The sequence below is a fragment of the Streptomyces sp. NRRL F-6492 genome (assembly GCF_001280125.1).
Lineage (GTDB): Bacteria > Actinomycetota > Actinomycetes > Streptomycetales > Streptomycetaceae > Streptomyces.
Genome location: NZ_LGEG01000286.1, coordinates 19380 through 27405, shown reverse-complemented (window position 1 = coordinate 27405; position 8026 = coordinate 19380). Strand labels below are relative to the sequence as shown.

Sequence of the window (8026 nt, the reverse complement as noted above, 5' to 3'; positions counted from 1 at the left end):
CCGCCGCTACCGCCGCCGAGGATCACTAGGTCGAAAACGGTGCCGGCATCGTTCGCCACGTCACGTCCTCCATGCATGTGTAGGCCCCGGGGCAGGGCCCGGGCGGGGGTTCGGGGGATGGGGAGGGGGTCCTGCCGGTCAGACGTTGCGCCGGTACTGGCCGCCGACTTCGAAGAAGGCGTCGGTGACCTGCTGGAGCGAGCAGACGCGGGCGGCGTCCATGAGGACGGCGAAGACGTTCCGCCCCTCCATCGCCGCGCTCTTGAGGGCCGCGAGGGCCTCCTGCGCGGGGTCCCGGTGGACCGCCTGGTAGGCGTGGACGCGGTCCAGCTGGGACCGCTTCTCGTCCTCGGTCGCCCGGGCCAGTTCGACGGAGACCGGCTCCGCGCCGTCGGCGTGCGGGTTGCGGAAGGTGTTGACGCCGATGAGCGGCAGGGTGCCGTCGTGCTTGCGCTGCTCGTACAGCATCGACTCGTCCTGGATGCGGCCGCGCTGGTAGCCGGTCTCCATGGCGCCGAGGACGCCGCCGCGCTCGCTGATCCGCTCGAACTCGGCGAGGACCGCCCGCTCGACCAGGTCGGTGAGCTCGTCGATGACGAACGATCCCTGGAGCGGGTTCTCGTTCATCGCCAGGCCCCACTCCCGGTTGATGATGAGCTGGATGGCCAGGGCCCGGCGGACGGACTCCTCCGTGGGCGTGGTGACGGCCTCGTCGTAGGCGTTGGTGTGCAGGCTGTTGCAGTTGTCGTAGATGGCGATGAGGGCCTGGAGCGTGGTGCGGATGTCGTTGAAGTCCATCTCCTGGGCGTGCAGGGAGCGGCCCGAGGTCTGGACGTGGTACTTCAGCTTCTGGGAGCGCTCGTTGGCGCCGTACCGCTCCTTCATCGCGACGGCCCAGACGCGGCGGGCGACGCGGCCGAGGACGGAGTACTCGGGGTCCATGCCGTTGGAGAAGAAGAAGGAGAGGTTCGGGGCGAAGTCGTCGATGCGCATGCCCCGGGCGAGGTACGCCTCGACGTAGGTGAAGCCGTTGGCCAGGGTGAAGGCGAGCTGGCTGATGGGGTTCGCGCCGGCCTCGGCGATGTGGTAGCCGGAGATGGACACCGAGTAGAAGTTGCGGACGCGGTTCTCGATGAACCACTCCTGGACGTCGGCCATCATCCGCAGGGAGAACTCGGTGGAGAACAGGCAGGTGTTCTGGCCCTGGTCCTCCTTGAGGATGTCGGCCTGCACGGTGCCGCGGACGTTCGCGAGGGCCTTCGCGCGCAGCCCGGCCGCCTCCTCGGGCGTGGGCTCGCGGCCCTCGTCCGTCCGGAAGCGCTCGGTCTGCTGGTCGATCGCGGTGTTCAGGAAGAACGCCAGGATGGTGGGGGCGGGGCCGTTGATCGTCATGGAGACCGACGTCGTCGGCGCGACCAGGTCGAAGCCGTCGAAGAGCGTCTTCATGTCGTCGAGCGTGGCGACCGAGACGCCGGAGGTGCCGACCTTGCCGTAGATGTCGGGGCGCTCGTCGGGGTCGCGGCCGTAGAGGGTGACGGAGTCGAAGGCCGTGGAGAGGCGGGTGGCCGGCTGGCCCTCGGAGAGCAGCCTGAAGCGGCGGTTGGTGCGGAAGGGGTCGCCCTCGCCCGCGAACATGCGGGCCGGGTCCTCGCCGTCCCGCTTGAAGGGGAAGACCCCGGCGGTGAAGGGGAAGTGGCCGGGCAGGTTCTCGTTCCGCCAGAACTTCACCAGCTCGCCGTGGTCGGTGTAGCGGGGCAGGGCGACGCGGGGGATCTTGTTGCCGGAGAGCGACTCGCGCACGAGCTCGGTGCGGATCTCCTTGTCGCGCACCTTCACGACCAGCTCGTCCCGGGAGTACGCGTCGACGACGGCGGGCCAGCCCTCGATCCGCTCGGTCACGTCGTGCGGCATCCGTCCGCGGGCCTCGGCGAGGAGGGCCCGGACGCCGGAGCCGTCGTGGCCCGCCCCGTCGAGTTCCTCCTCGACGGCGGCCAGCCGCTGGACGCGGCGGGCGGCCTCGGCGAGGACGAGGGTCTCGGAGTGGTACCTGCGGACCGTCTCGGTGATCTCGGCGAGGTAGCGCACCCGGTCGGAGGGCACGACCCGGCGGATGCCCGAGGAGTGCCGGACGTCGACGGCCGGCAGCGTGCCCTCGGACAGCGGCAGGCCCTCCTCGCCGAGCAGGGTCTTGAGGTGCTGGTAGAGCGCGGTGACGCCGTCGTCGTTGAAGGTGGCCGCCGAGGTGCCGTAGACGGGCATCTCCTCGGGCCGCTTGCCGAACGCCTCGCGGTTGCGGATGAGCTGGCGGGCGACGTCGCGCATGGCGTCGAGGGCGCCGCGCCGTTCGAACTTGTTGATGGCCACGACGTCGGCGAAGTCGAGCATGTCGATCTTCTCCAGCTGGGAGGCGGCGCCGAACTCGGGCGTCATCACGTAGAGCGAGGTGCCGACGAACGGCACGATCGCCGCGTCGCCCTGGCCGATGCCCGGGGTCTCGACGACGACGAGGTCGAAGCCGGCGGCCTTCACGACGTCGATCACGTCGGCCAGGTGCTCGGGCAGCTCCCGGCTGCCGCGGGTGGCCAGGCTGCGGAAGAACACCTGGCCGCCGTCCAGCGAGTTCATCCGGATGCGGTCGCCGAGCAGGGCACCGCCGCCCCGGCGACGCGTCGGGTCCACCGCGATCACGGCGATCCGCAGCTTGTCCTGCTGGTCGACGCGGAGCCGGCGGACCAGCTCGTCGGTGAGCGAGGACTTGCCTGAGCCGCCGGTGCCGGTGATGCCGAGGACGGGGACCGTGCGCGTCGCGGAGGCGGCGCGCAGCTGCTCCAGGAACGCGGCCGGGAGCCTGCCCAGCTCGGCCCCGGTGACGGCGCGGGCGACGGCGAAGCGGTCGCCGGCCAGGACGGCGGCGGCCTCGACGGGCTTGGTGTCCCACAGGTCGAAGTCGCAGTCCGCGACGACCGAGTTGACCATCCCCGCGAGGCCCATCCGCTGCCCGTCCTCCGGGGAGAAGATGGTGACCCCGCTCCCCCGCAGCCGGGTGATCTCCTCGGGGACGATCACGCCCCCGCCGCCGCCGACGACCCGGACGTGGTCGGCCCCCTGGGCGCGCAGCGACTCCACGAGGTACTCGAAGTACTCCACGTGCCCGCCCTGGTAGGACGAGACCGCCACGCCGTGCGCGTCCTCCTCCAGCACCGCGTCGACCACTTCGCTGACCGATCGGTTGTGCCCGAGGTGGATCACCTCGACACCCTGCGACTGGAAGATCCTCCGCATGATGTTGATCGAGGCGTCATGGCCGTCGAACAGGGCGGAAGCCGTGACGAGGCGTACGGGGTGCGCGGGACGGTGCAGGTCGTTCATGGGGCCCTCCGGAGCATGCACTGGAGCTCATACCCAAGAGATACTAGGACGTCCTAGTAAATAACAGGGGGTGACCTGGTGTGACGGGGGCCACAGCCTCCGCGGAACCCCTCGCTTTCCGGAAATCTGGTCCAACCAGTTGACCAGTTCGGGGCCGTGTCCCATTCTCGTCGCCATGACGCAACAGCCCATCCGGCGCGAGGCGGTCTCCGACCAGCTCCACGCGGTGCTCCGGGACCGCATCCTCACCGGGACGCTCCCCGCCGGCGCTCCCCTGACCTCCGAACGCGAGCTGTCCGCCGAGTTCGGGGTGAACCGGCACGCCGTCCGCGAGGCCGTCAAGCGCCTCCAGCAGGCCCGGCTCGTGGAGGTCAGCCACGGCGGACGCACCCTCGTCCTCGACTGGAGGCGGACCGCCGGTCTCGAACTCGCCGTCGGCATCGCCCGGGCCGCCACCGGTCCCGCCCTCCCCGAACTGGCCCGCGACGCGCTGGAGATGCGCGCCTGCATCGGCGCCGACGCCGCGCGGCTGTGCGCCGCCCGCTGCTCGCGGGAGACCGCGGCCGCCGTCGTCGAGGCCGCCGGCGCCTACGCCCAGGCCGGTCCGGACCTCGCCGCGCTGGGCGAGGCCGACATCGCCTGGTGGCGCCTGATCGTGGAGGGCTCCGGCAACCTGGCCTACCTGCTCTCCTTCAACAGCCTGGTCGGCGGGACCCTCACGGTCGGCGACGTCCCCGTGGACCTGCGCACCGCCGAACTGCTCGACGTCGACGCCCATGTGCGCCTCGCCGCCCACATCGCGGCCGGCGAGGCGGAGGCCGCCGAGCGACTCGCCCGCGAACTGCTCGGCCGCAGCGTCCCGGCCGCGGCCGCCCGGCACGGGGCCGGCGGGCCCCGGTGATCCCCGCCGTGGTGTTCGCGATACCCGCCTTCGTGCTCCTGGTCGTCGTCGAGGCGCTCTCGTACCGCTTCCTCCCCGACGACGAGGAGCAGGGCTACGAGCTCCGCGACACCGCGACGAGCATGTCGATGGGCGCGGGCAGCCAGGTCGTCGGCCTGCCGTGGAAGGCGTTCGCCCTCCTCGCCTACGCCGCCTGCTACGAGCTCGCCCCCTGGCACCTGTCGCCCGGCTCCGTGTGGACCTGGGTCCTGCTGTTCTTCGCCGACGACCTCGCCTACTACGCCTTCCACCGGTCCCACCACCGCGTGCGGCTGCTCTGGGCGAGCCACGTCGTGCACCACTCCAGCGTCCGCTTCAACCTGTCGACGGCCCTGCGGCAGAGCTGGACGCCGATGACCACGCTGCCCTTCTGGCTGCCGGCGGCCCTGCTCGGCGTCCCGCCGTGGATGATCCTGCTCCAGCAGTCCTTCAGCCTGATCTACCAGTTCTTCCTGCACACCGAGCGGGTGGACAGGCTGTGGCGGCCCGTCGAGTGGTTCTTCAACACGCCGTCCCACCACCGGGTCCACCACGGCTCCAACTCCGCCTATCTGGACCGCAACTACGGGGGGATCCTGATCGTCTGGGACCGTCTCTTCGGCTCCTTCGAGGCGGAGGGCGAGCGGGTCGTGTACGGGCTGACGAAGAACATCGCGACCTACAACCCGGTCCGCGTCGCCTTCCACGAGTACGCGGCCGCCTGGCGCGACGTACGGGCGGCCCGGGGCTGGCGGAACCGTGCCGGCCATCTCTTCGGTCCGCCCGGCTGGGCGCCGAGGGCGGAGGGCTGAGGTGCGCGGTGGCCCTCGTCCTGCTCCTGGCCGCCCTCACCGGGCCGGGCGGCCGCGGGTCGCCGTGCCGGTGCGCGGGCCCGGCCCGGATCCGCCCCGGGCCGGCGTCACTCCCGGGGGCGGGTGGCGGTCAGGACGAGCGCGGCCTGGTCGTCGTCGATGCCCTGGTCACCGGTGAAGGCCCGTACGGCCCGGGTGAGGGTCTCGACGATGTGGCGGGAGCCGGGCCGGTCCCGGACGGCGCCCAGGGCCTCGGTGAGGCGGTCCTCGCCGAACTGTTCGCCGTCGGCGTCGCGGGCCTCGGTGATGCCGTCGGTGTAGAGCAGCAGGCTCTCGTCCGGCCGCAGGCGGAGGCGGCGCACGGTGAGGTGGGTCTCGGGCCCGATGCCCAGCAGCGCGCCGGGCACGTCGACGGCGTGGACGGTCCCCCGGGCGTCGAGGTGGAGGGGCACGGTGTGGCCCGCGCGGACCAGTTCGACGTCCAGTCCGTGGTCGGTGGGGGTGAGCCGGCCGTAGACGAGGGTGACGAAGCCGGTGCCGTGCCCGGCGGGGCGGTTGACCAGGGCCTGGTTGACCGCCTTGACGACGTCCTCGGGGCCGGGCAGGAGGGGGGCCACGGCGCGGGCGGTGTGACGGACCAGGGCGGTGGTGGTGGCCGCGATGGCGCCGCGTCCGCAGACGTCGCCGAGCAGGAACGCCCACCGGTCCCCCTCCAGCGGGAAGACGTCGTAGAAGTCGCCGCCGATGTCGAGTCCCTCGCCGGCGGGGTGGTAGTAGGTGGCCACCTCCGCTCCGGGCACCCGGGGCAGGTCGGGCAGGAGGAGCCCGGCCTGCAGGTCGCGGGCGAGAGCGGCGCGGTGGGTGTACTGGCGGGCGTTGCGCGCGGCCAGGGCGGCGCGCCGGGTGAGCTCCTCGGCCAGGGCGACGGTGTGCCCGTCGAAGGTGTGCTCGCCGGTGGACAGCAGGGTCACGGTGCCGAACGGCGTGCCCCGGTCGAGGAGGGGGAGGCAGACGTAACCGGTGACGCCGAGCTCCTGCCAGGGGCCGGGCCCGGAGGGGGTGCGGCGGGCCACCTCGGTCACGCCGGAGGCCAGGACGCGGGCGACGGCGTCGTCGGCGGCGTCGTAGACGGGGATGTGCGAGGCCAGCAGGTCCTGCTGGTGCCGGGTGGGCCCGGCGGTGGCGACGCGGCGCACCCGGCCGCCCTCGACGACGTCGACCGCGCCCAGCGGTGCCAGTCTCGGCACGCAGGACGCGGCCAGCCGGTTCAGCGTCTGGAGGGCGTCCAGGTCGGAGGAGAGGGCGGTGCTGGCGTTCAGGAGGAAGGCCAGGTCGTCGCGGACGGCCGCCTCGCGGGCCTCCGCCGTCCGACGCGCCTGTTCGGCCCGATGGCGCTCGACGGCCAGGGCGGCGGTGCCGGCGAAGACCCGGGCGAGCGCGAGGTCGGCCTCCTGCGGGACCCGCGGAGTGCGGTGGTACATCGCGAAGGTGCCCAGGAGCGAGCCGTCGCGGGCCAGGATCGGGGTGGACCAGCAGGCGGCCACGCCCGCCTTGTCGGCCAGGTCGCGGAAGTCGTCCCAGAAGGGGTCGGTGGCGATGTCGGTGACGATCACCGGGCGGCGGCGGTGTGCGGCGGTGCCGCAGGAGCCCACGCCCTCGCCCGTGGCGATGCCGTCGATGGCCTGGTTGTAGAAGTCGGGAAGGCTGGGGGCCGCGCCGTGGCGCAGACGGGTCCCGTCGGCGTCGGCGAGCAGGACGGAGACCAGGACCTCTTCGGGGGCGAGGTCCTCGATGACGCGGGCCATGCCCTCCAGGACCTCGGACAGGGGGGCCTGGCGGGCGATCTGCTCCAGCAGGGCCCGGTGCTCGGCCGTCAGCCGCTGCGCGTGCTGGACCTGGGTGGTCTCCACCCCGATCACCCGTACGCCCATGACGTTGCCGCCGGAGTCCAGGCGGGGCTCGTAGGTGAAGTCGAAGAACGCCTCGCGGGCCTCCGCGCCCTCGCCCAGGATCACCCGGGCGTTCCGGCCGACGTGGGCCTTCCCGGTGCGGTAGACCCCGTCGAGGAGGGCGATGAAGCCCTGGGCGACCAGCTCCGGCATGAGCTGCCCCAGCGGCACGCCGGTGCGGGTGCGCTCCGGTCCGCCGATCGCCGCGAAGAAGGCCGGGTTCGCCGTCTCCACCATGTGCGCCGGCCCGGCCAGGGAGGCGAACACGGCCATCGACTGTCCGAACAGGGCCCGCAGGTCGCCCTCCGCGCTGTGCTCCGCGGCGCGTGCCGTCGGCACCGGCGACGCCTGGGCGGGCCGGGGCGCCTGTCGTCCTGACGCTCCCGTCATCGGCTGTGCTCCCCCTTCGGTCGTACCGGTTCGTCGGTGCCCGCGGCGAGGGTGCCGTGGTCGGCCGCGTACGCGGCCAGGGCCTCGTCGGCATCGGCGTACAGGGAGAAGATCTGGTTCAGCCCGGTCAGGGTGAACAGGCGGTCCAGGAAGGCGGGCACCGCCGCCAGGCGCAGGACCTGGTTCTGCGCGGACAGCTGGTTGTACAGCTTCAGCAGGGCGGTGATGCCGGTGGAGTCGCAGTACGTGAGGTGGGAGCAGTCGATCACCACCGCACCCGTCTCCCGGCCCGCGACCAGTTCCTCGTCGCCGGCTTCGTACAGCTGCACCACGCTGTGGAAGTCGAGGTCCCCGCGCAGGACGAATACCACTCCCCGCGTGTCCCGTCTGACGTCTACCGCGAACACCCTCACAGTTCCCTCCGCGTACGGTTCCCAGCGGGAATCCATGGTAAAGGCCGGGAGAATACCGCTTTCACCTCGGTCTGCCCGGGATCCCGTTTCCCGAGCGGTGAGCCACCACCCTCGTCCCCGCCGAGTTCCGCCCGGTTCCGTCCGGGCCGATGCGGACCCCTACCCCCTCGTCGG

Annotated in this window: 5 protein-coding genes; 2 read left to right on the top strand and 3 right to left on the bottom strand. The window is 72.4% G+C overall.

The features are described from left to right. Positions 1-138 precede the first annotated feature (138 nt). Positions 139-3369, bottom strand: coding sequence for a fused isobutyryl-CoA mutase/GTPase IcmF (icmF, locus tag ADL08_RS34685; RefSeq protein WP_053650245.1), 3231 nt, complete (start codon positions 3367-3369; stop codon positions 139-141). Between the two features lie 175 nt (positions 3370-3544). On the opposite strand from icmF, the gene ADL08_RS34680 reads away from it, so the two are divergent. Then, positions 3545-4270: a FadR/GntR family transcriptional regulator gene (locus ADL08_RS34680; RefSeq protein ID WP_053650243.1), complete on the top strand. Its 726-nt coding sequence runs from the start codon at positions 3545-3547 to the stop codon at positions 4268-4270. An 8-nt stretch (positions 4271-4278) separates the two neighbouring features. After that, a complete protein-coding gene (locus ADL08_RS34675; protein WP_324610470.1) occupies positions 4279-5100 on the top strand; it encodes a sterol desaturase family protein in 822 nt (273 codons plus the stop codon). A gap of 107 nt (positions 5101-5207) precedes the next feature. Here the strand turns inward: ADL08_RS34675 and ADL08_RS34670 are convergent, their stop codons facing one another. Then, entirely contained in the window at positions 5208-7388 is a 2181-nt protein-coding gene (locus ADL08_RS34670) for a GAF domain-containing SpoIIE family protein phosphatase (protein WP_234352371.1), read from the bottom strand. Between the two features lie 47 nt (positions 7389-7435). Then, the gene (locus ADL08_RS34665) at positions 7436-7888 is read right to left on the bottom strand and encodes an STAS domain-containing protein (protein WP_078968626.1); all 453 of its coding nucleotides are present in this window, start codon (positions 7886-7888) and stop codon (positions 7436-7438) included. Positions 7889-8026 lie beyond the last annotated feature (138 nt).